The organism is Mesonia mobilis DSM 19841 (assembly GCF_000423405.1).
Taxonomy (GTDB): Bacteria; Bacteroidota; Bacteroidia; order Flavobacteriales; family Flavobacteriaceae; genus Mesonia; species Mesonia mobilis.
In genome coordinates this window covers 1-24304 of the sequence record NZ_AUHX01000001.1, presented here as the reverse complement: position 1 = coordinate 24304, position 24304 = coordinate 1, and the positions used below count along the sequence as shown (strand labels likewise).

Genomic DNA, 24304 nt, shown 5'->3' with positions numbered 1-24304 from the left:
ACCACTAAATATTTTAAACGATGAAAACTGTTCTAATTTGTGTGATGCTTGCCTTAGGTAAATTTGTTTTAGCACAAGAAACTACTACCATTACCATTGAAGTAGAAAATATTGCTAACGATGAAGGTCAGCTAATTTTAGGAATGTACACCGAAGATGATTTCTTAAAAACAAAACCCTATTACTCGCAACAAGTAAAAATTAACGACGGCAAGGCAACGGTTGTTTTTAAAGATGTTCCTGTTGGCGAATATGGTATTTCTTGCTTTCACGATGCTAACGGAAATCAAAAAATGGATTTTGAACCTAGCGGAATGCCTGCTGAAGATTACGGCGTTTCTAACAACCCAATGCTTTACGGACCGCCAAGATGGGACGACGCAAAGTTTCAGCTTACCGAAGAAAACAATACCATCTCGATACGATTTTAAACTGAATTTCAAACAATTATATAAGTCAGGATCTAAAAATTCTGACTTTTATATTTCACAAATTTTTAATAGATTTATTTGATAGTTATAGTATATTTGCATTTAAAAAACAAATAGTTATGACTATAACTCAGTTACATTACGTATTAGCCGTCGCTGAGCATCAAAACTTTACGAAAGCTGCGCAAAAAGTATTTGTTACTCAACCTACGTTAAGTATGCAAATACAAAAGCTGGAAGAAGAATTAGAAGTACAAATTTTCGATCGTAGCAAAAAACCTATTGAACTTACTGAAGTTGGGAAGAAAATTGTATTTCAGGCAAGAAATATTGTTAATGAAAGTGATCGTATTCAAGATATTGTAGATCAACAAAAAGGTTTTATTGGTGGTGAATTTAGGTTAGGGATTATCCCGACCATTATGCCAACATTATTACCAATGTTCTTGACCAATTTCATTAAAAAATATCCGAAAGTAAAGCTTAAAATTGAAGAATTACATACCGAAGCGATCATTGAAAAATTGCAAGACGGTCATTTAGATGCTGCCATTGCCGCTACGCCTTTAGAACACGAAACCATTAAAGAACGTGTTTTATATTACGAACCTTTTGTAGCTTACACTCCACCGGGACATCGTTTGTCGAAAGAGCAAAAAATTAAGCCCGAAGAATTAGATGTAGATGATATTTTATTATTAGAAGACGGTCATTGTTTTAAAGAAGGAATTCTAAACATCTGTAAAACCAATAAAGATACCGACAATGCAAGTTTTCAGTTAGAAAGTGGAAGTTTTGAAACACTCATCAAGTTGGCTAATGAAGGTTTAGGAATGACGCTTCTGCCCTATTTACATACCTTAGAATTACCTGAAAAAGAAAGTAACAACCTTAGAATGTTTGAAGAACCTTCTCCTGCTCGAGAAGTAAGCTTGATCTATAACAAAAGTGAATTAAAAATGCAGATTATAGAAGCGCTACAACAAATTATTTCTGGCGTAGTACGCGGAGCGGTAGCTTTTAATAATGTAAAAATTGTTAGCCCGCTGCAGCAGAAAAACTAATTGAATATCATTATAAAAAACAAAAGCCGCTTTGAGAAAAGCGGCTTTTTTAAGTTATTTTAAATAAGTTAGACTTGCGATAAGGTGAGGGTTTTGCTTCGATAAAAATACAATAAAGAGTTTTAATTCCTCAAGTTCATAAGGTAGTAAGCGATTGATGGCCTTTTGTACTTCTTTACAGAATAAAGAAACATCGAAACTTACTTTGGTTAAAATTTCTTTAGTGTATTCAAACATCGCTCTTGCCATAAATTTGAATAGTTTAAAGTTAGTTTAAGTAGAGTTGGTTATAGGCGCTATTTTTTAATTCCTGCCTAATTTACAAATTATTTGAATATTCAGCAATAAAATAAGTTAAATTTATCAAGTTCACATTTTATTAAACTAATCGTTACTTAATATTAAAATATCTTCAAATTTAAGACTTCAATTTTACAGTCCACATAAAATTAAACTCAGAGACTACTACTCCATCTTCATTTTTCCCTATCGATTTCATCCAACAGGTTTGTCCTTCTTTAGTTTGAATAGATTTTTTTATCGCTTCAGCAATTAAGTTCCCATCAAGACATTCAAAAGTAATTTTTCCTTTGGCTTTTTTAGAAAAACTGGCATTGTTTTCTGCTACGAGCATCGATATTTTATGATCTGTTTCTTGTATAGCTTGCATCACTAACGCACCGGTCGATAATTCTGCTGCCATCGCTTGTACGGCAAAATACATCGAGTTAAATGGGTTTTGATTGATCCACCGATGTTTTACATTTACCGTCGCTTTTTCAGCAGAAATACTTTTTAATCGAACTCCACAAAACCATGCTGATGGCAACTTCATCATGGTAAACAGGTTTATCTTTTTTGGTGTTAATTCCATTTATCAAAAAAATTTTACGCATTTCTAAAGTTAGTAAATTAATTAAGATCATCACGTAATTGCCTATAAATACTGTATTTAATTTACTAGCTAATTGAAAATCATGAATAATTCAGCATTACGCAAATGTTAAATTTTAGTACTTTGTATTGCATAATACCTTTTTTTAGATATATATTTGCATAAGAAATTAGTTTACTATGCAATCTATCAATCAAAAAACAATCAGTTCAGTTGCTCACTTAGGAGCATTTAGTAAGTATTTTATTCCGCTAGGTAATTTTCTTGTACCAATTTTTATATGGGTTTTACACAAAGAGAAGCCATTTGTGAGTGCACACGCCAAAAGAAGTTTAAACTTTCAGATTAGTTTATTTCTTTATGCCAGCGTTCTAGCGAGTATTGCCATTTTTGGCTTATTAACTTTAGGAGTTAATTTAGGTAACCTTGATCAATTTTATTTTTCTGCCGGTAACGATTTGGTGATAAGTAATCACTCTCCGCTTTTTACTATGCCTTTTATGATTTTTGCAGGCGTGGTAATTATTTTAACCATCGGTTTATTTTTCTTAGAAATTCTATGTGTGATCAATGCTGCAGTAAGAGCATGTGAAGGAAAAGCTTATCGTTACCCACTAACCATCAATTTTATTCAGCTTACTTCAGAAGAACAGCAAGATCTTCAAGAAGAAAACTTTCAAACCAGTCTTTAAACCATCAATCTTATGAATATTTTACTTTCATTCTTAGCCGCACTTGTTTTGTCGCACACGCTACCAAAAGTGAAAAAAACAAAACTACCATCGAACCACACAAAATTAATAGAATCGCCTCATCAGCAACTAGATTCTATTACCACAAAAACTTCTATTTGCCAACTTCATCAACTGGAAAATAGTTGTATCAATTAATATTTCATTCATCAAAAATTCAATCAAAAAATGAACAGTTTAACGCATATAAAACAAATGCCTTATGAAAATTGAAAACACCAAAGCGCAAATGCGTAAAGGCGTTTTAGAGTATTGCATTCTATCTATTTTAGATGAAAACGATGCCTACGTAGCAGAAATCTTAGATACGCTAAAAGACGCAAAACTATTGGTCGTAGAAGGTACAATTTACCCACTACTTACCCGACTAAAAAATGCAGGATTACTAAGTTACCGTTGGGAAGAATCTACCAGCGGACCGCCACGAAAATATTACGGACTTACCGATACCGGCAAACATTTTCTAGCAGAACTTACCGATACCTGGAATAATTTACAAAATGCAGTTTCTATTGTAACCAAGACAAAAACTAATCAAGATGAACAAGACAGTTAATATAAATCTAGCAGGCATATTTTTTCATATCGATGAAGATGCTTTTTTAAAGCTGAAAAACTATCTCGATGCCATCAAACATTCGTTTACCGATTCTCAAGGTCGTGAAGAAATTATACAAGATATAGAAGCGCGTATTGCTGAACTTTTTGCTGAAAAACGCGAAACAGATAAGCAAGTGATCGGGATGAGAGAAGTTGATGCCGTGATCGAAATTATGGGGCAACCCGAAGACTACAAAGTCGATGACGATATTTTTGAAGATGAAGAAACATCACATTCTTCTTACTCTAATACTAAACATACCGAAGCAAAAACCGAGAAGCGAAATAAAAAATTATACCGCGATCCCGATAATTCTTATATCTCTGGGGTAAGTTCTGGTTTAGGGCATTACTTTAGTATCGATCCAGTTTGGGTGAGAATAATTTTTATTATCACCACTATTATCACCAGCGGAACGTTCTTACTCGTTTACCTAATTTTCTGGATCGTTATGCCAGAAGCGTTAACCACTGCAGAAAAATTAGAAATGCGTGGCGAGCCCATTAATATTAGTAACATCGAACGTAAAGTAAAAGAAGGTTTTGATTCTGTTGCCGATAAAATGAAAGATGTAGACTACCAAAAATATGGTAAAAAAGTAAATAGCGGCGCTACCAATTTCTTCAAAAGTTTAGGAAATGCTGTTGTTACTTTACTAAAAGTCTTTGTAAAGTTTATTGGTATTTTAATCATACTTTTTGCAGGATCTGGCTTGATCGGACTTTTATTTACCTTATTAAGCGTAGGAACTTTCGGACTTTTTGATGCGCCGTGGATCGATTATGTTGAAATGGCCAACATCGGGATTCCTATCTGGCTGGGAAGTTTACTTATTTTCTTTGCTGCCGGTATTCCTATCTTTTTCTTATTCATCTTAGGCTTAAAAATCTTGGTGACCAATTTAAGATCTATTGGTACGCCGGTAAAACTAGGACTTTTAGGTTTATGGCTAATTTCGATATTTGTAATTGCTTTTCTTGGCGTAAGACAAGCTACCGAACGTGCTTTTGAAGGTGAAGTGATCGAAACCAAAACTTTACCAATTTCTGCCAACGATACTTTGTTTTTAGCAATGCAAGGAGACAATTTCTACGGAAATACTTTAAGAAGAGACAGCGATATGGAAATTAAATTCGATAAAAATTCAGAAAAAATTCTGTATTCAAGAGATATTAGACTTATCGTAAAATCTACCAGAGATACCGTCGCTAAGCTAGAAATTACCAAAGGTGCAGAAGGTAAAAGTTATCAAGTAGCTAAAGAACGTGCTGCAGCCATCAACTATTCAACTAACTTTAGTAACAACACCCTTACGTTAGATGGTTTTTTTACTACACCTGCAGAAACTATGTTTAGCGATCAAGAAATAATGATTGTACTTTATTTACCAGAAGGCACCACACTTTTAGCGGAAGAAAATACAGCTTCGTATCATTTAAATTATAGTTATAATGGCGATATTCTTTTACAAGGTCAAGAAGGTCACTTTTTAACCATTGGTCATAAAGAAACGATTTGTAAAACTTGTCCGGTAGAAGATAAAGATGACGATGATCATTTCTTTGAAGAGAAATCTGGCGATCATTATAAAGATGATGAAGAGCCTACTTCTTATGAAACCGATGATGAATGGTACCAAGAAGAAGAGAATACTGGTACCAATCAGCAAGAAATAAATCAACCGGAAGTCGATTCAACAACTACAAATTAATTCCAACTAAAACTGAAAAAAAAAATGAAAACTAAAATCACCAAATTATTACTACTAACGATGGTCACCACGTTAGTAGTAGCTTGTAAATTCGATATTTCTGGTATTAGAGGTAAAGGCGAAGTAATTACCAAAGAAATTACATTAGACGAGAACTTTTCTGAAATTAAAACAGAAAGTGGTTGGAAGGTAAACCTTATTAAAAGTGATAAAAATAAAATTGTTGTTCGTGCAAACGAAAATTTAATCGAACAATTAGATTATTACATCAATAACGAGCGTCTTACCTTAGGTAGTAAAAATAATATTCAATCGGGTACGCGAGAATTAACGCTTTATTACACAGAGAATTTAACCACTATAAAATCTAGTAGTGGTTCTTCTATAGATTCTGACGATATTTTTGAACAAGAAGAAATTACGATCGATGCTAGTAGTGGCTCTTCAATCGAGTTAGAATTAAAAGTGAAGAAAACAATTGTCGATGTTTCCAGCGGAGCCAGAGTAGAATTAGAAGGAACTTCAATTTATTTTGATGGAGAATCTAGCAGCGGTTCTAGAATCGATGGCAAAGATTTAAAAACAAAAGAATGTGTTGTAGCAGCAAGTTCTGGCGGTAATATTGATATTTACAATGAAGGTTCTTTAAAAGCAAGTGCATCATCTGGCGGAAATATTGACTACTATGGGAATCCTGAAAAAATTTCTACCAACGAAAGTATTTCGGGCGGTAATATTGATCACGAAGAAGATTAGCAAATCTTTAAGATATAATTGATTACTTTTATTGTCTTAACCAAAATAGATTTTAAAATGAAAAAATTTAAATTTATAATGCTTGCTTTTACATTTAGCTTAGCATTAGTTTCTTGTCGTGATACAAAAGAAAAAGAAACCAAAGAGGTTGAAGGTGTTGAAGTTGAACAAAATGCTAAAATTGAAACAAGCAGCGACGGACAAAAAATCGAGATCGAAGACAGCGAAAAAGAAGTAAAAATCAAAAAAGACGAAAACGGAAATATCGAGAAGAAAAAAATCGAATATAAAGACGAGTAATTTTTCTCCACAAACTTAAAACAAAAATCCCCTGCAAATGCAGGGGATTTTCTTTTAAACACAAATTGAAAACTAGTCTTCTTTCACAAAAAAACTTTCTTCTAGATCTTTGATCATTATTTTAAACTCACCGGCTTCAAGAATACTTTTACCATTTTGATCGGCATATTTTAGATCGTCTGTTGAAATTGTAAAGTCAAGCGTTTTAGAAGCACCAGGCGCTAATTCAATCTTCGTAAATCTTCTAAGTCGCTTAACATCCGGAGTTATTTTACTCGCATACAAATCTGAAGTATACAATTCAACAACTTCTTTTCCTTTTCTATCTCCTGTATTCGTCACTTTTACTGAAACTTGTAGCTTCTCTCCTGCTCCAATCTCAGTTGTATTAATTTTTAAATCTGAATATTTAAAAGTGGTATAACTTAAACCATCACCAAATCTGTATTGCGGATTATAATCGGCTTCATAATTATAAACGCCTTCCGCTTTCTTTTGCTCTTCAGAAGGTTTATGAATGTAACCGATCGTCGCATTTGGATATCTTGGATATGTGTAAGGTAACTTCCCAGAAGGATTTACTTCTCCAAATAAGATATCTGCCAAGGCATCACCTCCAAAATTTCCTGGTAAGTAAGTCTGTACAACCGCTTTCATTTTTGGTTCGATCTTACTAATAATTCTTGGTCGACCTTCATTTAAAACTAAAATTACCGGAGTTCCCGTGGCAGCAACTTTTTGAGCTAATTCAACCTGATGTCCATTTAAATACAAATCGTTTAAATCTCCCGGTTTTTCGGTATAGGTATTTTCGCCTAAACATAAAATCACCACATCTGCTTTTTTAGCTTCTAAAACTGCTTTCTCTAGCTGATCCGGAGCTTGCTCATAATATTTCCCATCCATTTTATAGCTCACTCCGGGAACGTAAGTCACGTTCTTTTTCTTTCCTTTTTGCTGAAGTGCTTCCAGAATCGTGTTATAATCTTGTGCGTATTCTGGAGTTTTTTCACCTTGCCAAGAATACGTCCACGCCCCATTTAAAGTTCGCATATTATTAGCGTTAGGACCGGTCACTAAAATCTTCGCATTCTTTTTAAGCGGAAGTATATTTTCTTCATTTTTTAGTAAAGTAATCGATTCTGCTGCGGTGTTGTAAGCTGCATTTTCAAAATCTTTACTTCCAAAATCAGGATAATCTTTTGGATTGGTCGTAGGATGTTCAAATAAATTCAACGCAAATTTCACCCGTAAAATTCGTCTTACGGCATCATCGATTCGTTCTTCTTTTACCTTTCCTTCTTTTACCAATTCAACCAAACTATTGTAAAAAACTTCGTATTTATAAGGAACCATCGACATATCTATACCGGCATTAATGGCCATCATCACTGCTTCTTTATTATCTTTAGCAATACGATCACGGCGATGAAGATTTTCAATATCTGCCCAATCGGTCACGACTAAACCTTTAAAGTTTAATTCTTCTTTAAGTAAACCCGTCAATAAATTTTTATTGGCGTGAACAGGAATTCCATTAATGATTCCGCTATTGATCATAATCGTATGCGCTCCGGCTTCGACAGCAGCTTTAAAAGACGGCAAATGATATTCGCGTAATGCTGAAGTAGGAATGTAAGAAGGTGTTCTATCTTTCCCTGAAGTAGCCGCGTGATAACCTAAAAAGTGCTTTAAAGAACTCGCTACGTGTTCCGGATTCGAAAGGTCATTGTTTTCACCTTCATAACCATCGATCATTTCTACGCCTAATTCTGAAATTAAATAAGGATCTTCACCAAAAGATTCCCAAATTCTAGGAAATCGAGGATCCATTCCTAAGTCTAATACCGGAGAAAAATTCCAAGAAATACTGCTCGCTCTGGTTTCGTAAGCTGTGATTTCTGCTCCTTTTTTTACTAAGTCACGATTTCTGGTTGCCGCCTGACCAATTTGCTGCGGAAACATTGTAGCTCCCACCGTATAAGTCGCTCCGTGAATCATATCTACTCCATAAATTACAGGAATCTCTAATCGATCTTTTAATGCAGTTTCTTGAATTTGACTAATTAAAGAATACCATTTTTGTGGCGTTAATGCACGGTTATTCGCCGTATTCAACACCGAACCAATATGATGATCTATCAAAGCTTTGTTTAACGAATCTTGATCTAACTCAAAAGGTTCGTAACTAGAATAAATATCGTCTCCTTTTGTGATCACATCGAGCGTGATCTGCGTCATTTGCCCGACTTTTTCTTCAATCGTCATTTTATTGATTAACGACTCGATCTCTTGATCGTGGGCTGTACTGTTTAATTGCGCCTGAGCAAAATTTCCGAAGAGCAAAAACACTCCTAGAAATAGTGAATATAATTTCATAAAGTTTATAGTTTTTGGGGATTTTTTAAATAACGAACGTACCAACCGATTCTGCAGGTAATTTCACTTTAAGCGTTTCATTTTCTAATTGAAGTTGAAATGATTGCGCTTTTTTATTTTTATTCTGAACGATCACTACAATTTTACCTTCAGGAGTTTTAAAAGCAACATTAGGTAATTCTTCCAGTAAATTAGATTCGATTCTAACAGAACCAGGCGTTACAAATTTTGAAGCTTGCGCAATAATATAATACGCAGGTTCACGGGTAACCTCATCTCCTTTAATGGTTATTGCGCCCAAGCAACGATCACAACCACCACGATCGGTATGCGGTTGTTGATTTTCGTCTGCAGCAACATTCCACTCTAAAACAGTTTTACACCAATTTCTAGTCGCACCGATTATTAGATTTTCAGTATGCCAATTCATTTCTTTAGCAAAATCGCCAGGAGCTCCTACCCATTGTTCTGTAAAATATAGGTTTTTATCGGGATGCGCTTCGTGTACTTTCGAAATCGCATCAACCTCACCACCGTATAAATGAAATGCAGAACCATCTATATATTTTGCCGCTACAGAATCGTTTAAGATCGTGATGGGATAATCGGGACGATCGGCATTGTGATCATAAACAATGATCTTGGTTTCTATATTATTTTCTTCGAAAATTGGCCCTAAATGATTTTTTACAAATTCCTTTTGCTGTTCAGCTTCCATCAATAAACTTGGATTGTTGCCGGGATGCAAAGGTTCATTTTGTACAGTAATAGCATCGATCGTAATTCCTTCAGCCTTCATCTCTTCAATATATTTTACGAAATAATTGGCATAACTATCGTAAAATTCTTCTTTTAAACTTCCGCCGCGAGTATCGTTATTGGTTTTCATCCATTTTGGCGGTGACCAAGGAGAACCTAAAATTTTAATTTCAGGTTGAATTTTAATGATTTCTTTTAGTACCGGAATTAAATGTAGTGTATCATTAGCTAAAGAAAAATGCTCCAGATTTTTATCGGTTTCGCCTTCCGGTAGATCGTTATAAGAAAATGGTGCTGCATCTAGATCTGAAGCGCCAATACTTATTCTTAAATAACTTACGCCAATGCTATTGGTATCTCGTGCAAAGAGTTCTTGTAATAAATCTTGACGAACTTTATCTGACATTTGGTGAATATGCATCGCGCTACCACCGGTTAAAGTATAACCAAAACCATCCATCGTTTGGTAGGTTTTGTCAGCATCAATTTTAATAACCGATAATTGTTCAGCATTCTGAGTTTCAGAATTTGTGATCTCACTTTCAGCTAAAAGTTTTTCTTGATCGAAGGTTGTAATATAAACATTGCCTAAGCTTTTATTTTTTTCTTCGGAAGAATTTGCTTTAGAATCGCCGATGCAAGAACTAAACGTTGATAACATTGCAATACCTAAAGAAACTCCGATGCATTTATGAAGTATTTTTTTCATATTTATTTAAAATATCTAGGCAGATGATTGGCTAAGATCATCTGCTTAGAAAGGTTTAGCGAAATTTATTTTTATTCAGCAGTAATTTCGAAAGTTGCGTTAGAATAAGTTGAATCAAAATTTAAAGTGGCTTGATAACTTCCGGATTGTGTGATTGGATTTAAATCTCCGCCTCCGTTTACTAAGTTTCCGCTCATCACAGAATTATCACCGCCTTCCGGTGTGCCAAACTGTACATCCCAAGGTGAATTGAATTTTAGGTTATAACCAGCTTCTAAATTTTGAGTTGTGGTGAATTGCATCGGGTGAACGTAGGTCATCGCAAATTCGTTACGCCCATCCCAATCATTAGGATCCCAATGGAATAATTTAATATTGTAATATTGCCAACTTCCACTACCACTAGCAAAATTAAAGCTAAGCTTATAAGCTTGATCATGATCTACATTAAACTCTCCTTCACCTTCTACAAAAGAAATTCCGGCAGCTACACTGTCGCCATCAGGACTATCGGTAGCGCCAATAATATTTGAGGTAAAATAAGAAGTACCAGAACCATCTTGAGCACTATTTAAACTGTAACTTACTCCAGCTTGTAATGGTAAATATTCTGAAGTGAATGTATCTTGATCTAAAGAAAATTCAGCAATAGAAGTTCCGTTTTCTAACAAGAATAAACTTGAAGGCGTTTCTGAAGGAGCGCTTAAATTACTCTCTAAATTATACGTATAAGTATCTCCCGATAAATCTAAAGTTACGGTAAATTCACCTGAATTGTTTAATGGGATATCTTCAATATTAATACCAGCATCACCGGCTTGTGACTCCATATAAACTTCGTTCGAAGTACCTTGAATTCTTTTTAGCAAATAACCCCAATCTTGGTTAGCTCTAAATACAAAACCGCCAGCTGTTTCTCCGTTAGGAACTGTTAAAAACATAGTGGTTTCCCAAACTCCACCACCAATATATTCTAAAGGTTCATCTCCGTCCCAAGCATTTGGAATAACACTTCCTACAATACTCCAATGTTCAATTTTCCAGAGTGAATAAGTATGATCGTTTAAATTTACGGTAATACGATACTGACCGCTTTCTTCAACTGTAATGGGAGTTCCATTTTTTTCGATAGTTCCTTCGCCGCCACCATATTGATGAGCCGGTAATTCTTGGTTGCTATATAAATTGAAAGAGCCTCCGGCTTCTAACGATGTATAAGCTTCAAAAATATATGTAGATTCGCCTGAAGAATTTTCTAAATGGCGCATAGGGATTGCTGCTGAAATATTAGATCCTACTTCGGTAGCACTTCCTGCTATAAACAATTGATTGGGAACATATTCATTCTCAAATCGAGTTACATTAATTGATCTTGTCGCGTAAGTTTTTGTATCCTGACAAATTGCGACTACCGTCCATTCTACTTCTGAAGTTGTATTGGCAGAATAACCAGCATAGGACAAAGCCAAATCTAAAGCTGAAGCTTGGATACTTGCTGAAGTTGATTTTCCGTTATTATCTGAGGTAATACTTAAAATAGGAGATTCGTGATCGGTACTTCCCAAAGTATCTATTTGAAGCTCATAACGAACTTGGAAGCCTGCCGTTGAAACCGCTTCTTCCCATTGAAAATAAAAAGTTTCGTTAGCTCGATCTTCCTGAAGTAAAAGTTCTTCTGCATCTTCCGGCGAAATTAACTCGGGAGTAGATAACTCCCAATTTCCTACCGGATCTAAGTTGTCGTCGTTTTCACAGCTCATGAAACCAAACATCGACAAACAAACGACTAGGTATATATAATATTTTTTCATCTTTCTAAATTTTTAAATTTTATTCCCAAATAATTGTGGCCACACTTTCTGAAGCAAGTGCATAATCAAATCTATTTTCTCCCATAATTGCAGAAAACGTTTTGGAAGTTGGGGTTTCATTAAGTACAATTAATACTTTACTGCCATCTGGGTTTTGAAAAGCAACTCCTGTTAAGCCTGAATTATTCTCAAAGTCTGAAGAACCAATTCGATGTGCACCCGGTCTCACAAATTTTGAAAAGTGTGCAATGGCATAGTATTCTTCGTTCATTTCTATTTCTCCTGAAGAATTTATCGTAACCACTCCTCTACAATCTTGACAACCGTTATTGGTTGGTCCGTGATTTTCATTAAGAGCTAAATTCCAAAACAAAGCGTTCTTAGACCAATTTTTAGTAGACCCCATTAATATATTCTGAATATACCATCTTAAATTACTAGAGAAATCTGTGCTCCACTCTCCTCCTGAAATTTCTGTAAAATAGAGACCTTTATCTGGGTAAGCATTATGTACTTGCGACATTGCACTTACCTCACCGGCATAAGCGTGAAATGCACTACCAGATACATAAGAGTTAGCATCTGCATCATCTAACACTGTCATAGGATAATTTGCTTCATCGAAATTGTGATCGTACGCAATGATCTTTGTTGAAATATTTTCTTCAGCAAAAGCAGGTCCTAAAGCATTTTTAATGAAGTTTGCTTGTTCATTCGCCTCCATACGCATTGTTGGGTAACCTGCAGTATGTAAAGGTTCATTTTGTGGAGTTATAGCATCTATTGAAATTCCGTGATTTTCAAAAGCCTGAATATATTTTACAAAATAGTTAGCGTAAGTAGCATACCATTGTTCTTCTAATTTTCCTCCATATAAGCTTTCATTATCTTTCATCCAAGCCGGAGCACTCCAAGGGCTTCCCATAAACTTGACTTCTGGGTTAATTGCTAAAATATCACTAGCTACGGGAATAATATGAACTTCATCTGGAGCAATAGAAAAATTATCTAAATTAGGATCTTCTTGCCCTTGTGGCATATCGTTGTAAGTGAAATCTTCCAGTGAAAAATCTGAAGCGCCAATGGTTAATCTTAAGTAACTCATTCCCGCTCCATTTTCAGGATCAAACAAATTAGATAATAAACTGTTTTTCTGAGAAGTACTTAAATTGTTAATCAAATAAGCTGAAGAACCTGTTAAAGCTGCTCCAAAACCTTCGATTTCTTGCATTTGCTCATCTTCATTGATTGTAATTGAAGGATAAGAAGTTTCATTATTATCAATAATACTTAGGTTATCTTGAGCAGAAAGTAATCTACTTTCGTCACCACTCGTCACCCAAATTTGTGCTGTACCAACTTCACTACCGCTTCCTCCTGTTGAAGGAGGCGGATAACGTTTAATATCTTCATCTGAACAAGCAACTATGGTTGTTGCTATTGCTATAAGTATAAAAAATTTCTTCATCATTTTAGTATCCTGGGTTTTGTTCTAAATTGGGGTTTCTATCTATTTCATCTTGTGGAATAGGTAAAAGCAAATCTTTTTCAGTTACATTGTAATTCACAGATTGACCTGTACTTAAATCTACATCATCAACATTATTCATTACTTCAATAGCTCTGTCATATCGAATTAAATCGTCCCAACGTTTTGCTTCTTGAGCTAACTCTAATCGACGTTCTTTTAAGATCGCATCTCTCATTGCACTTTGAGAAGAAGTTTGCTCTTGAGTTAAAGGATCTAATTCTGCTCGGTCTCTAATCGTATTTACAATTTGCTCGGCTTGCGCTGTTTGTCCTAACACATTTAAGGCTTCCGCTTTCAATAGCATTATATCTGCTAAACGAAGTAAGTATTCGTTATCTGCACTTGCCCAAGCACTTGCATTTTTCCATTTGTAAGCAAAAGGCACGCTGCTATTAGGTGAATTTCCCCAGTATTCATCTATCCAGGTAACATTTTCAAAAAGGATAGTAGCATTTTTTCTAATTTGATCACCTTCAGCATCAAAAGCATCTACTAGATCTACCGATGGAGTTACAAATTTTCTCCAACTATCTCCGCTTATCGATGGTGGTAAATGCATTTGCGGCGCCCAGTTACCTTCATCTCCTCCTAAAAATTGAATTTCTAAAATAGATTCTGAATTATTGTAATTATTTCCGCTAAACAATTCAGCATAATTAGAAAGTAAGCTATAACCTGCAGAACTATTGATTACTGCATCTGCATGAGCAACTACTTCTGCGTAATCTGGAGTTGGCATTTGCGCATAAACTTTTGCTAAAAGAGCATTAGCAGCACCTTTGGTGGCTCTTGCTTTATTTTCACTTGCATCGTCACCGTAATCGTCTGGTAATCTAATGACAGCTTCTTCTAAATCTGCTAAAATTTGAGCATATACTTCATCTTGGCTTGCTCTAGGTAATCTGGTTACACTCGGGTCTGGAGAATTAATAAATTCAAGATATAAAGGCACTCCACCAAAATTTTTAACCAACGTAAAATAATGGTAAGCTCTTAAAAAATAAGCTTGACCCATGATGTGCTCACGTTCTTCTTCAGTTATTCTTTCTTCCACTAAAGGGGCGTTTTCTAAAACTACATTCGCTTTAGATATTGCGTTGTAAACGTTTCCCCACATTCCATAAACTCTAGAGTTTGTAGGAGTAACTTCTACACGATCAAACTGAAATATTTCAGGGTTATCACCACCAGCGTAATAATTATCTGAGCGAACATCTTGATAAATCACCCGATCCCAGATATAATAATCTGAAGATTGAAAAGATTCGTAAACTCCGGTTAATGCAGCTTGTATTTGCGGACCGGTAGCATAAGCTGAAGCGGCTGTTTCTTCTGAAATTGGTTTTAAATCTAACTCATCATCACAAGAAGCTAGCGAACCAATTAGCATTGAATAAACTATATATTTTTTTAAATTTTTCATTATATCATTCTTTTTAAAATCTAACATTCATTCCAAAAATTACATTTCTAGTTTGCGGATAGGTACCAAAATCTACTCCTTGTACTGCATTATCACCACCAAAAGCATTCACCTGAGGATCGAAACCAGAATAATCTGTAAGAGTGATTAAATTTTCACCGGTCACATAAAATTTTAATGCGTTTAAGTGTAGTTTATCTAAAGCATTTTGTTTGAAATTATAACTAAAGGTTACAGCTTTAAATCTTAAGTAAGAACCATCTTCTACATAGCGGTTTGATAATCTTGAGTTATCTGTGCTTCCTTCTGTATTTACTCGTGGTATATCGGTAATATCGCCAGGTTGTCTCCATCTATTAAGTACAGAAGCTAGTTGGTTTTTAGAATCTATCATCGATTCCATTTGGAGTTTTGTAGCATTAAAAATATCATTTCCTTGAGAACCTTGTAAGAAAATATCTAAGCCAAATTCTTTATAAGTAAATGTATTTCCTAAGCTGTAAATAAAATCTGGATTAGGATCTCCTATAATTTTACGATCATCGGCAGTTGGAGTAAATGTACTTTCTCCTTCTTGATTAATATAGTAAACATTACCTGTTGCAGGATCTACACCTCCCCAAACATAACCGTAAAATGTACCTAAAGGTTCACCTTCTCTAATTAAACTCACATTACCTCTACTTGCTACACCTCCTCGAGTAATTACTTGACCAACGATATCTTTAGCTTCATTTCTATTAAAAGATAAATTAGCTGATGTTCTCCAAGTAAAGTTTTCGTTACTGTAATTAATGGTATTTAATTGAAATTCAAGACCTCTGTTTTCAATTTCACCAACGTTTTGAATTGCTGAACTAAATCCTGTTCCAGTAGGCATAGGCACATTGAGCAATAAATCGTAATTTTTCTTAATGTAAGCATCTGCAGAAAATGTGATTTTACCATCGTATAAGCCTAAGTCTACTCCTAAGTTAGTTTGCTCAGACTCTTCCCATTTTAAATCGTCATTGGCAATGGTAGCAGGATAAGTTCCCGGCATAGTTTGCCCTCCAATAGGATAATTACCGCCGCTACCTACACGAGCTAAATACGCATAAGAACCAAGATTATCGTTACCTACAATACCATAACCTGCTCTAAGTTTTAGTTCAGATAATTCATCAATATTTTCTAAAAAAGATTCTCTTGAGATTCTCCAACCTACAGAAAATGAAGGAAAGTATCCCCAACGGTTATTTGGACCAAAATTGCTTGAGCCATCTGCTCTAAAGTTAGCAGTTAATAAATAACGATTTTTGTAATCGTAATTTATTCTAGAAATAAAAGAGGCATTCGCTTTTTCACTCTTTCCGGCACTTGCACCAACAATTTCTGAACCTGCTCCCGGTGTAGTGATCTCTGCAATTGCAAAGTTTCTTCTTTCAATATTACTGTATTCCCCTCTATTTTTTTGATAGACGCTTCCTACTAATCCTTCAATTTTATGATCTCCAAACTTATTTTTATAGCTTAAAGTATTATCCCAAATAAAGTAATTATTTATGTTGGTGTTATATTGACTAGAACCGTTTAGAGCTCTACCATAACTTGTTCTAAAAGGATCTAAAAAATAATCATAACGGTCTGCATTAAAATCTATCCCGAAATTAGTTTTGAAGGTAAAATTTTTAAGAAAATCTACTTCAGTATAAATATTACCAAGTAAACGTTGATTTTTATAACCTCTGTCTGCACCATCTGTGCTTGAAATCGGGTTTTCCCAGTCTTGGAATGGATTACTGGTAAACGTACCATCTTCATTATAAACTCCTATATTTGGAGGAGTTGCTAAAACACCTAGTAAAACTCCACCTTGATTAACGGCAGCATTGTCGGTAACATCTACATCTGAATAATGTGTATAATTTACATTGGTACCAATTTTCAACCAATCGTTAACTTCTTTAGATAGATTAGTTTTAAAGCTGAATCGCTCCATTTCTGCACTTCTTACAGCGCCTTCTTGATTTAAATATCCTCCAGAAATATAATATTGAGTTCCATTATTCTTACCAGATACAGAAAGTTGATAGTTATGGGATAGTGCATCTCTAAATACTTTATTTTGCCAATCTGTATTTTCGTTGTACTGATCCCACTGCGTATTATAGCCTAACTCAGTCATTAAATCTCGGTATTGTTCTGCGTTTAAAACTTCTAAAGTTTTCCAAACTTGTGCTACCCCAACATAAGAATCAAATTGAAATTGAGCTTTCTCAGATTTTCCTTGCTTGGTAGTGATTAAAACTACACCGTTTGCACCTTGAGCTCCATAAATAGCTGCCGAAGAAGCATCTTTTAAAATAGAAATACTTTCTATATCTGATGGATTTAAAGAACGAGTATCTGTAGTAGGAACTCCATCGATAACATACAAAGGATCACTTCCTGCACTTATCGAGCTTGTACCTCTAACTCGAATATTAAATCCTGCAGAAGGTTTCCCAGAACTTTTAAGTACTTGAACTCCGGCTGCTTGACCTTGAATAAGAGAACCTAAATCATTGTTAGGTCTTTCTTTAAAAGTTTCTTCAGCATCTATTACTCCAACTGCACCGGTAATATCTTCTCTTTTTTGAGAACCATAACCTACCACAACAACTTCTGATAATGCTTCTGTATTTTCTTCTAAAGAAACATTCATAGTCACTTTATTACCAACAAGAATTTCTTTGTTCTGAAAACCTACATAAGAAAAGACTAGTGTGTCTTGTGAAGTAGCCATAATTGAATAATTACCGTCAAAATCGGTTACTACTCCATTATTTGTTCCTTTAATAATTACATTCACCCCAGGAATTGGCATATCTGTAACTGCTTCTAGAACTTGACCATTTCTTTCTGTTTGTGACCAAGCCATAAAACCTATAAAGGAAAAACAATAAATCAAATAGTTTTTTAATCCCATATTTTAAAATTTAAATAATCATTTCAATCGTTATCGTAACTTTACAAAATTTAGAATTCTAATTACAAAGCTTTGTATTTTGCAAGTAGTCTACAACGATTTCGTTTAGTGTTAAAAATTTTTAGAAAATTAGAAATTGAAAAGATGAGATATCGTTTTTTTAATACACTTCGATTACTTCACCATAAATTAACAGTACGTCATTACTACTTCAATACTTATAAATAATTATTTTTTAAGTGATTATAAATTTAAAAATTATAGATTTGAAGGAGTTTTTAGTGCTAAAAACAAATGAAGACACTATAAAAGCATAAATTATTCTCATAATTAACAGATGACATCAAGCATTAATTATTTTTTTAAGCAAAAAAATGTGATTCTATTAATGAATTGGATGATAATTTTCATCATTTTCCTATTTCATTTTTCAATAAAAGCACAAAATTTTGACTTATTTCAAGATTTATCTCTACAGTCTAAAAACCCAAGTATCGTTCATTTTACACAGCAAGATTTTGATGCAGATGCTCAATTTTGGAGTGTTACTGAAGATGATAAAGGTGTAATGTATTTTGGAAATAATGACGGTATCTTAATTTACAATGGTAGCAGTTGGAATAAAATTAAACTACCAAATTCTTCATCTGTTAGAAGCTTAGCAAAAGATAGCAACGGTGTTATTTATGCTGGCGGATATAATGAATTGGGAACGATTAGCAAAAACCAATTTGGCGAATACACTTTTAAGTCGCTTAAAGATACACTTCAATTAAATAATGTTTCGTTTGAGAATATTTGGCAGATTAGTGCTATTAATGATAATATTATTTTTAGAAGTTTTAAAAAATTATTCCTATTAAAAAATGGTACTGTTACCCAAATACCTTCTAGAAATTCTTTTATAGAGAGCTTTCAAGTGAACGACCGATATTTTGTACAAGATGCAAATGAAGGTATTTATGAGGTTGACCTTGCTACCAATCAAATCAAAAAATTTTTAGATGCTTCTACTATAAATTATGAAACGGTTGTCTACATCACTAAAAATTTAGAATTGATTACAAATACCGGAAATGTATTTCGTAAACAAAAAGAAAGTATTCAGCAAATTCAGTCATTATTTAAAGATGCTAACGATCAAGTTATCTCTGCAATAGCTTACAAAAATCAAATACTATTAGGAACATTAAGCCAAGGCATTATTGTTCTTCAAAAAAATGAAAATAAATTTCAAGTAAATAATTTAGAGAATCTAAATGGTCAAACGGTTTTAAATTTATTTCAAACCCAAAAAGAAAATGTCTGGGCATTACTTGATAACGGTCTAGAGTTTTTAAATTATAATAGCCCGAGAACTAATCTATTTAATCTAGCTTCTGTTTATGATGCACAAGTTTTTGAGAATAATTTGTTTTTGGCTACCAATAAAGGTGTTTATTATTCATCACTAAACAATAACACTATAAATTCTAATAGTTTTAAAAAAATAAACAGCCTTCAAGGTCAAGCGTGGAGTTTTTCTATCATTAAAGATGAATTATTTATCAATCACGATAAAGGACTTTATAAAATTTCTAAAAATTTAAAAGTTGATAAAATTGGAAATATTAATGGAATTTGGAAAACTATTCCTTTTAATAAAAGTGAAAATGCCTATTTAGTTTGTTCATATAATGGTATATATATTCTCCAACTAATTAATAACAATTGGAAAATTAGAAATAAAGTTGAAGGTTTCGACGAATCTTCTAGAGATATTTTAGCCAGTAAAGAACCTTACACGTATTGGGTTTGTCACGGTTATAAAGGTGTTTACAAAATTACATTTAGCGAAAACTTAGATAGAACGATAGCCATAGATCATTATACCGATAAAAATGGGTTGCCCTCTCCTTTTAATGTAAATGTTTTTAATTGGGAAGATGAAATAGTTTTTTCAACCAATAAAGGTGCTTTTTACTTTAATGAAAAAAATAAAAAATTTGAACCTTTTGAAAAATTAAACAAGATCATAGACACTAAGAGGAATCCGCGAAAAATTCTACAAAGTCTAAATAAAACTTGGGTTGTTCAAGATGATGAATTAGGCTATTTTGAAACGAATTCAAATAATCCTTTCATCGAAAAAGATATTTTTTTGCAAACTAAAGGCACTTTTAATCGAGGTATGGAAACTATTATTCCTATATCAGAGAATGGCGTGTTAATTGGAACTCATACAGGATTATATCTCTATAATCTCAATAAGAAAAGAAAACCGGAAAACATTTCAACAGAAATTACTAAAGTTAGCTTTTCTACAGAACAAGAAACTTCATTTCTACCAATTGTAAATGACTCACTAATCAATCTGCCTAATAATTTAACTACACTTCGATTTTCTTTTGCTGCACCAAATATGCCGAACAGCTTAAATAATAGTTATAGTTACCAACTTATAGGTATTGATAATGATTGGTCTAATTGGCAACAACTTTCATTTAAAGAATATAATTTACTCACTCCCGGAGAATATACTTTTAAAGTTAAAAGTAAAAATGTTTTAGGCAATGAAGCTTCACCGGCAATTTTTAGATTTTATATTCAGCCTAAATGGTATCAAACAAAACTGGCATACTTCATCTATTTCTTACTATTTATAGGTTTAATTTATATAATACAACGCTTAGTAAAACGGAAGATTAATTATGAAAATAAAAAATCGATTCTTAAAGAACAGCGAGCTAATAAAATGCTTCAATTAGAAATTGATCAACTTAAACTACAAAAAGATAAAGCTAAGATCGAAAAAGATAAAGAACATTTAGAAAAGGATATATTACAAAAAAGTAAAGAATTAGCCAATTACACAATGTTATTGGTAAATAAGAAAAATTTCTTTTCTACTCTTCAAGAAGATCTAAAAGAATTAAAAACTATTGTAAAGAGTAAACAGTCTAATCAAAAAATTCTTGAAATCTTTAAAAAAATGCATCAAAATAAAATTGATGAAGAATATTTAGCTGTCTTTGATAGTAACTTTGAAAATGTTCATCACGACTTCTTTAAGAATTTAAGAAAGGTTGTACCCAATCTCACTAAAAAGGAATTACGTCTATCAGCCTTTATCAAAATGGGCTTATCGAATAAAGATATAGCTCCACTTTTGGGTATTTCTGTAAGAGGTGTAGAAACTGCAAGATATCGATTCAGGAAAAAACTAAATCTTGATCACGATGATAAATTAATTGAATTTTTTGAAAGTCTTACAAACTAAAAAATCCCCTGCAATTGCAGGGGATTTTTTATTATATATTAAAGTTGAATTTAAAGTTCTTTATAATTTTTCACCTTCTGGTTAGTGATGGCATGTTTTAAAACATCACTCATATCACTAACATAATGAAAAGTAAGCCCTTTTAAATAAGTTTCGTTTATTTCTTCAATATCTTTTTTATTCTCTTCACAAAGAATAATCTCTTTAATCTTAGCACGCTTAGCTGCAAGAATTTTTTCTTTAATTCCGCCTACCGGTAAAACTTTACCTCGTAAAGTAATCTCTCCAGTCATCGCTAAATTCTTTTTCACTTTTTTCTGAGTGAATAAAGAGACCAAAGAAGTAAGCATAGTAATTCCCGCGCTTGGTCCATCTTTTGGGGTCGCTCCTTCCGGTACGTGAATATGCACGTTATATTTCTCTAAGATTTCAGGATTGATACCAAATTCTTCTGCATTTGCTTTAATGTATTCCATCGCGATGGTTGCAGATTCTTTCATCACTTTCCCTAAGTTTCCAGTAATACTAAGATTCCCTTTTCCTTTAGATAAAATAGATTCAATAAACAGAATATCGCCTCCAACGCTTGTCCACGCTAATCCGGTAACTACTCCGGCTACATCGTTATTTTCATATTTATTAGCTTCTCTCGCAGGACCAAGAATTTTAAAAATATCTTCTGTTGAAATTTTTACGTTATACTCCTCTTCCATCGCAATATTTTTAGCGACATAACGAACTACTTTCGCCAATTGCTTTTCTAAACCACGAACTCCAGATTCTCTCGTATAACCTTCAATTATTTTTTCAAATTGAGGCTTACCTAATTTGATATCTTTTGCTTTGATACCGTGCTCTTTTATTTGCTTCGGAAGTAAATGGCGTTTAGCGATTTCAACTTTTTCTTCAATCGTATAACCCGTCATATTGATGATCTCCATACGATCTCTTAAAGCAGGCTGAATTGTATTTAAACTGTTTGAAGTAGCGATGAACATAACTTTAGAAAGGTCAAATCCTAATTCTAAAAAGTTATCGTGAAATTCGCTATTCTGCTCAGGATCTAAAACTTCTAATAAAGCTGAAGAAGGATCTCCCTGATGACTATTTCCTAACTTATCGATTTCATCTAAAACAAAAACAGGATTACTGGTTCCGGCTTTCTTCAAACTCTGAATAATTCTACCCGGCATCGCTCCAATATAAGTTTTACGGTGACCTCTAATTTCTGCTTCATCACGTAAACCACCTAAAGAAATTCTTACATATTCTCTACCTAGAGATTCTGCAATAGATTTACCTAAAGAAGTTTTACCAACTCCCGGAGGTCCGTATAAACATAAAATTGGAGACTTCATATCGTTACGAAGCTTAAGCACGGCTAGATACTCAATAATTCTACGCTTAACTTCTTCTAGACCATAATGATCGCGATCTAATATTTTTTGAGCTCTTTTTAAATCAAATTTATCTTTGCTGAATTCATTCCAAGGTAAATCTAAAAATAGATCTAAATAATTACGCTGAATAGAATACTCGGCAACTTGCGGATTCATACGTTGCATTCTGAATAATTCTTTATCAAAATGCTTTGCTACCTTTTTATCCCATTTTTTCTTTTTAGCACGTTTGCGCATTTCTTCAATCTCTCCTTCATCAGAAACACCTCCAAGTTCTTCTTGAATTGTTTTTAATTGTTGATGAAGAAAATATTCACGCTGTTGCTGACTCATGTCGCTTTGCACCTTCGACTGAATATTATTTCGAAGCTCTAACTTCTGAAACTCCATATTCATAAACTTCAAAGTCGCCAAAGCACGTTCTTTCAAATCATTAGTTTCTAATAAACTCTGCTTTTCTTCTACTGTTAAATTCATATTAGAAGAAATAAAATTGATCAAGAAAGAATGACTCTCAATATTTTTTATAGCAAAAGAAGCTTCTGAAGGAATCGTAGGACTATCCTTTATAATCTGCAACGATAAATCTTTAATAGATTCAATAATTGCTGAAAACTCTTCACTTTCTGTCGCGGGTTTTACCTCTGGAACAGATTGTACTGTCGCTTTAAAAAATGGTTCGTTAGCAACAACTTCATTAATTTTAAAACGCTTTTTACCTTGAATGATCACCGTAGTATTTCCGTCAGGCATCTTTAAAACTCTCAAAATTCGAGCAACCACTCCTAATTGATGAAGATCTTTAGCTTCAGGATTTTCAACATTACTATCTTTCTGCGCAACAACACCAATAGTTTTATCTCCATTATTAGCTTCATTAATTAATTTAATTGAAGCATCTCTTCCAGCAGTAATAGGGATAACAACTCCAGGAAAAAGAACCGTATTTTTTAAGGGTAAAATCGGTAAAACATCTGGCAATTCTTCTCGATTAATTTCTTCTTCATCTTCAGGTGTCATTAATGGGATTAATTCTGCATCCTCATTAATTCCTTGCAATGACAAATTGTCTATATTAAAAAAATTAGATTTACTCATAAATATATTTTGGTCATCTTGACAGTAATAACCGTCAATTTCGGTAGATTATAATTGATTCTACTTTGGTTTACTAAACTTATAAATTCTTTATTATAAAGTTCAATTCTTATGCCAAATAGAAAAATAGTTTGAAGCTTATAAATTATACTAATATCCTCTATTAGAATAAATATGAAGATTAAAAACTATAAGATAATTTGTTTTATGGCTTTTCCTTCGGCTCGTGCTATCGCTACTCGCTTTTCACTTTTTATTTTGATTAAAAATAAAAGAGCTTAAACAATTAGCTTGTTTTGAGCGTAGTCGAAAAGCTCTATCCCTAACGTTGGTGTGGTTTCTTGATTTTTGGTTTTGGTCATAAAAAAAGCCCTTTATCATATGATAAAGGGCTTTTATAAAGAAGGCGGCGACATACTCTCCCACAGTTAGCAGTACCATCTGCGCTAACGAGCTTAACTTCTCTGTTCGGAAT

At 33.5% G+C, this 24304-nt stretch carries 17 protein-coding genes and 1 rRNA gene; 8 read left to right on the top strand and 10 right to left on the bottom strand.

What is annotated here, in order from left to right; translation table 11 throughout:
* Positions 1-20 precede the first annotated feature (20 nt).
* Both G551_RS0100090 and G551_RS0100085 read left to right on the top strand, forming a co-directional pair.
* On the top strand, positions 21-431 hold the full coding sequence (locus G551_RS0100090) for a DUF2141 domain-containing protein (protein ID WP_027883642.1): 411 nt from the start codon (positions 21-23) through the stop codon (positions 429-431).
* Between the two features lie 119 nt (positions 432-550).
* Complete coding sequence (locus tag G551_RS0100085) at positions 551-1495, top strand: hydrogen peroxide-inducible genes activator (protein ID WP_027883641.1); 945 nt, start codon at positions 551-553, stop codon at positions 1493-1495.
* Between the two features lie 54 nt (positions 1496-1549).
* Here G551_RS0100085 and G551_RS0100080 read toward each other — a convergent pair whose 3' ends face one another.
* Positions 1550-1744, bottom strand: coding sequence for a hypothetical protein (locus G551_RS0100080; protein WP_027883640.1), 195 nt, complete (start codon positions 1742-1744; stop codon positions 1550-1552).
* Between the two features lie 169 nt (positions 1745-1913).
* The gene (locus G551_RS0100075; RefSeq protein ID WP_027883639.1) at positions 1914-2369 is read right to left on the bottom strand and encodes a DUF4442 domain-containing protein; all 456 of its coding nucleotides are present in this window, start codon (positions 2367-2369) and stop codon (positions 1914-1916) included.
* A gap of 200 nt (positions 2370-2569) precedes the next feature.
* Here G551_RS0100075 and G551_RS15140 point away from each other — a divergent pair, with 200 nt between their 5' ends.
* The 5 genes from G551_RS15140 (at position 2570) to G551_RS0100050 (ending at position 6510) form a co-directional block, all read left to right on the top strand.
* Complete coding sequence (locus G551_RS15140; RefSeq protein ID WP_051191142.1) at positions 2570-3082, top strand: DUF4870 domain-containing protein; 513 nt, start codon at positions 2570-2572, stop codon at positions 3080-3082.
* 262 nt (positions 3083-3344) lie between these two features.
* Positions 3345-3698 (top strand): PadR family transcriptional regulator, encoded by a 354-nt coding sequence (locus tag G551_RS0100065; protein WP_027883638.1) that lies wholly within the window; start codon positions 3345-3347, stop codon positions 3696-3698.
* Complete coding sequence (locus G551_RS0100060; RefSeq protein ID WP_027883637.1) at positions 3682-5454, top strand: PspC domain-containing protein; 1773 nt, start codon at positions 3682-3684, stop codon at positions 5452-5454. The genes G551_RS0100065 and G551_RS0100060 overlap by 17 nt, the downstream gene beginning before the upstream one ends.
* A gap of 24 nt (positions 5455-5478) precedes the next feature.
* A complete protein-coding gene (locus G551_RS0100055) occupies positions 5479-6210 on the top strand; it encodes a head GIN domain-containing protein (protein ID WP_027883636.1) in 732 nt (243 codons plus the stop codon).
* A gap of 57 nt (positions 6211-6267) precedes the next feature.
* Positions 6268-6510, top strand: coding sequence for a hypothetical protein (locus G551_RS0100050; protein ID WP_156876725.1), 243 nt, complete (start codon positions 6268-6270; stop codon positions 6508-6510).
* 72 nt (positions 6511-6582) lie between these two features.
* Here the strand turns inward: G551_RS0100050 and G551_RS0100045 are convergent, their stop codons facing one another.
* The 6 genes from G551_RS0100045 to G551_RS0100020 all read right to left on the bottom strand — a co-directional run bounded on the left by G551_RS0100045 (position 6583) and on the right by G551_RS0100020 (position 18072).
* Positions 6583-8889 carry a glycoside hydrolase family 3 N-terminal domain-containing protein gene (locus G551_RS0100045; protein WP_027883634.1) on the bottom strand — a complete coding sequence of 769 codons (2307 nt, stop codon included), beginning with the start codon at positions 8887-8889 and terminating at the stop codon, positions 6583-6585.
* A gap of 25 nt (positions 8890-8914) precedes the next feature.
* Positions 8915-10357 carry a glycoside hydrolase family 30 protein gene (locus G551_RS0100040; protein ID WP_027883633.1) on the bottom strand — a complete coding sequence of 481 codons (1443 nt, stop codon included), beginning with the start codon at positions 10355-10357 and terminating at the stop codon, positions 8915-8917.
* Positions 10358-10428: 71 nt separating this feature from the next.
* On the bottom strand, positions 10429-12168 hold the full coding sequence (locus tag G551_RS0100035) for a SusE domain-containing protein (RefSeq protein WP_084626350.1): 1740 nt from the start codon (positions 12166-12168) through the stop codon (positions 10429-10431).
* A 19-nt stretch (positions 12169-12187) separates the two neighbouring features.
* Positions 12188-13639 (bottom strand): glycoside hydrolase family 30 protein, encoded by a 1452-nt coding sequence (locus G551_RS0100030; RefSeq protein ID WP_229797295.1) that lies wholly within the window; start codon positions 13637-13639, stop codon positions 12188-12190.
* Between the two features lies 1 nt (position 13640).
* On the bottom strand, positions 13641-15122 hold the full coding sequence (locus G551_RS0100025) for a RagB/SusD family nutrient uptake outer membrane protein (protein ID WP_027883630.1): 1482 nt from the start codon (positions 15120-15122) through the stop codon (positions 13641-13643).
* A 13-nt stretch (positions 15123-15135) separates the two neighbouring features.
* Entirely contained in the window at positions 15136-18072 is a 2937-nt protein-coding gene (locus G551_RS0100020) for a SusC/RagA family TonB-linked outer membrane protein (RefSeq protein ID WP_051191140.1), read from the bottom strand.
* 388 nt (positions 18073-18460) lie between these two features.
* Between G551_RS0100020 and G551_RS0100015 the strand changes: the two genes are divergently transcribed.
* Entirely contained in the window at positions 18461-21331 is a 2871-nt protein-coding gene (locus tag G551_RS0100015; RefSeq protein ID WP_027883628.1) for a triple tyrosine motif-containing protein, read from the top strand.
* 50 nt (positions 21332-21381) lie between these two features.
* Here G551_RS0100015 and lon read toward each other — a convergent pair whose 3' ends face one another.
* Entirely contained in the window at positions 21382-23829 is a 2448-nt protein-coding gene (gene lon, locus G551_RS0100010; protein WP_027883627.1) for an endopeptidase La, read from the bottom strand.
* Positions 23830-24230: 401 nt separating this feature from the next.
* A 5S ribosomal RNA gene (rrf, locus tag G551_RS17010) occupies positions 24231-24304 on the bottom strand; the annotation flags it as partial.

Coding starts and splice junctions, on each gene's coding strand:
- G551_RS0100090 (WP_027883642.1), top strand. CDS start 21: ATGAAAACTGTTCTAATTTGTGTGATGCTTGCCTTAGGTAAATTTGTT.
- G551_RS0100085 (WP_027883641.1), top strand. CDS start 551: ATGACTATAACTCAGTTACATTACGTATTAGCCGTCGCTGAGCATCAA.
- G551_RS0100080 (WP_027883640.1), bottom strand. CDS start 1,744: ATGGCAAGAGCGATGTTTGAATACACTAAAGAAATTTTAACCAAAGTA.
- G551_RS0100075 (WP_027883639.1), bottom strand. CDS start 2,369: ATGGAATTAACACCAAAAAAGATAAACCTGTTTACCATGATGAAGTTG.
- G551_RS15140 (WP_051191142.1), top strand. CDS start 2,570: ATGCAATCTATCAATCAAAAAACAATCAGTTCAGTTGCTCACTTAGGA.
- G551_RS0100065 (WP_027883638.1), top strand. CDS start 3,345: ATGAAAATTGAAAACACCAAAGCGCAAATGCGTAAAGGCGTTTTAGAG.
- G551_RS0100060 (WP_027883637.1), top strand. CDS start 3,682: ATGAACAAGACAGTTAATATAAATCTAGCAGGCATATTTTTTCATATC.
- G551_RS0100055 (WP_027883636.1), top strand. CDS start 5,479: ATGAAAACTAAAATCACCAAATTATTACTACTAACGATGGTCACCACG.
- G551_RS0100050 (WP_156876725.1), top strand. CDS start 6,268: ATGAAAAAATTTAAATTTATAATGCTTGCTTTTACATTTAGCTTAGCA.
- G551_RS0100045 (WP_027883634.1), bottom strand. CDS start 8,889: ATGAAATTATATTCACTATTTCTAGGAGTGTTTTTGCTCTTCGGAAAT.
- G551_RS0100040 (WP_027883633.1), bottom strand. CDS start 10,357: ATGAAAAAAATACTTCATAAATGCATCGGAGTTTCTTTAGGTATTGCA.
- G551_RS0100035 (WP_084626350.1), bottom strand. CDS start 12,168: ATGAAAAAATATTATATATACCTAGTCGTTTGTTTGTCGATGTTTGGT.
- G551_RS0100030 (WP_229797295.1), bottom strand. CDS start 13,639: ATGATGAAGAAATTTTTTATACTTATAGCAATAGCAACAACCATAGTT.
- G551_RS0100025 (WP_027883630.1), bottom strand. CDS start 15,122: ATGAAAAATTTAAAAAAATATATAGTTTATTCAATGCTAATTGGTTCG.
- G551_RS0100020 (WP_051191140.1), bottom strand. CDS start 18,072: ATGGGATTAAAAAACTATTTGATTTATTGTTTTTCCTTTATAGGTTTT.
- G551_RS0100015 (WP_027883628.1), top strand. CDS start 18,461: ATGAATTGGATGATAATTTTCATCATTTTCCTATTTCATTTTTCAATA.
- lon (WP_027883627.1), bottom strand. CDS start 23,829: ATGAGTAAATCTAATTTTTTTAATATAGACAATTTGTCATTGCAAGGA.